This is a genomic window from Pseudoflavonifractor sp. 524-17, assembly GCF_009935845.1.
Lineage (GTDB): Bacteria > Bacillota > Clostridia > Oscillospirales > Oscillospiraceae > Pseudoflavonifractor_A.
The window spans coordinates 1-1,819 of sequence record NZ_QWEK01000116.1; the positions used below are offsets into that span (position 1 = coordinate 1).

The 1,819-nt window shown below is 45.8% G+C and carries 2 protein-coding genes and 1 pseudogene; all 3 read right to left on the reverse strand.

Annotation, left to right across the window (positions count from 1 at the left end):
* Positions 1–71 precede the first annotated feature (71 nt).
* Complete coding sequence (gene tcmP / locus D1159_RS18770; RefSeq protein WP_161847108.1) at positions 72–743, reverse strand: three-Cys-motif partner protein TcmP; 672 nt, start codon at positions 741–743, stop codon at positions 72–74.
* A gap of 293 nt (positions 744–1,036) precedes the next feature.
* A complete protein-coding gene (locus D1159_RS18775; protein WP_161847109.1) occupies positions 1,037–1,420 on the reverse strand; it encodes a TnpV protein in 384 nt (127 codons plus the stop codon).
* Between the two features lie 126 nt (positions 1,421–1,546).
* Positions 1,547–1,819: pseudogene (locus tag D1159_RS18780) on the reverse strand (recombinase family protein); the annotation flags it as partial.

Genomic DNA, 1,819 nt, shown 5'->3' on the forward strand with positions numbered 1-1,819 from the left:
TCAGGCTATTTTTGCTGCTTTCTTCTTCCGTAAACAACTCACTTCAGATTGAGCATTTTTAAGTAATACTACTATAGCACTTGTATGATTTCTTCCACTCGTTCTTCGTATGCCTTTTTCTCGCTGCCAAATGGAATTAATTTCTCAAAGTCAGTAAGATAGGTATTTGCGTATTTTTCCTTTGTAGCTTCCCGCCTTACCTGCGTGATTGCCCGTATTGTAGCCGAAACCATGTGGTTAATCATGACCTCGCCCCAATTCCTCAAAAACGGGATAAGCACAGGCCAGTTGATAGACGCATCATACGGATCATAAAACAGAAAATAGTGCAGATGCTGACGGCCATACAGCTGAGGGCCTATCGTTTCTAAAAGTTCATCCCGGTCTTTAGCTGTTACAATGATTTTGAAATTTCCTTCGTCAACGGGAAGATGCTTTTTTAGTTCGTCCACTTTCTCTTGGGAATTATCGTTCAAATATATCTGAACTTGTTTCTGAGGATAGGTGCGGGCAACGTCAAGAAGGACCTTAGCGACCCGAACTGGCGTCCCTTCGACAGTTTCGCCGTTATATGTGTAAACACCACTATTACACATACAGTCGATAAACACCAATCCATAACAAGAACTATTCAGCATCAGTTTTTGCGCCCATGCTTTTATGTACTCCTCTACCAGTTTGAATTTCATGATAGTGTGAGGACTTGCCTTGCTTATTATTTTACTATTGTTACTGCTTGCCATAAAATCCTCCACAATCTTTCTTTGATTTCATATTATCCAAGTCAAATTTGCCATGTTGTTCAGCATCAATCGGGTAGAGGCACTTACCTGAGCTTGAGTAGTCAAATAATTCCATGATCTACTATACCACATAACACGACTAATTTCCAGAGTCCCCGGCAATTTTTCTCGTGTTTTCACATATCCTGCTCATTTGTGACGCATAAAACACCATGAGGAGACTTGCCTTATAACAAATCTCCTCATGGTGTCCACGGTCTCCTACTGGCGCATTTGCCGAGACTTTGAACCAGTTAGGCGTTGATTATCTCACTCCTGATGATTTCCTCGGCTCGGCTGACAATACTGTTCATCGCTTTGATCCACTCCCACTGCGACTGCCGCTTCAAGTCCTCGGTCACGCCCTCGGCGGCCATCTGCCTGATGATGAGCCGACAGCGATCCTGCGCTTGTTCGTTGAGGTCGGCAAGGTAGGAGTGCAGTTCGCCTGTCAAAATCAGGTGGTTAAGCAGAAGCGGATTTGTTTCTTCCAGGTAAGCCCGGTGCATCCGCCCCCACTTCCCGATGGGGCGGTCATCGTCCCACGGCAGTTCGATAGCCGGGACGTAGCAATCTCCAGCAAGGATATAATCAAGGCCATTTGCCTCGTCATGGATTCTCGGTTTCAATTCACTCATTGTGTTACCCTCCGTCATTTTTGGTAGCCGCTACCGTTAATATGGTATTCGGCACAAAACAGCTTTGTCGGAGATAACAGGGATGCTATGTCCTGCGTGTAGTGTCATTCTTTATGAGAGGGTGGTATTAAACCAGTTTCGCAGAAGGGTAAATTCGTTGTCCTCCCGCGCCGTGTCCACACCATCATTGATGGCAATGTACCGCACATCATACTCCGGGAAAATGATTTCGATAAGTTCTCCGGTTTTCAGATAGTTCCGGCCCAGACGGGAAAGGTCTTTCGTTATGACCGTCGCCACATTCCCGGCCTCTACCTCACGAAGCATGGCTTGAAGTCCCTCACGCTCGAAGCTGACCCCGGAAAATCCATCATCCACGAAAAAGCGGGTGTTAAAGAA

Coding starts and splice junctions, on each gene's coding strand:
- tcmP (WP_161847108.1), bottom strand. CDS start 743: ATGGCAAGCAGTAACAATAGTAAAATAATAAGCAAGGCAAGTCCTCAC.
- D1159_RS18775 (WP_161847109.1), bottom strand. CDS start 1,420: ATGAGTGAATTGAAACCGAGAATCCATGACGAGGCAAATGGCCTTGAT.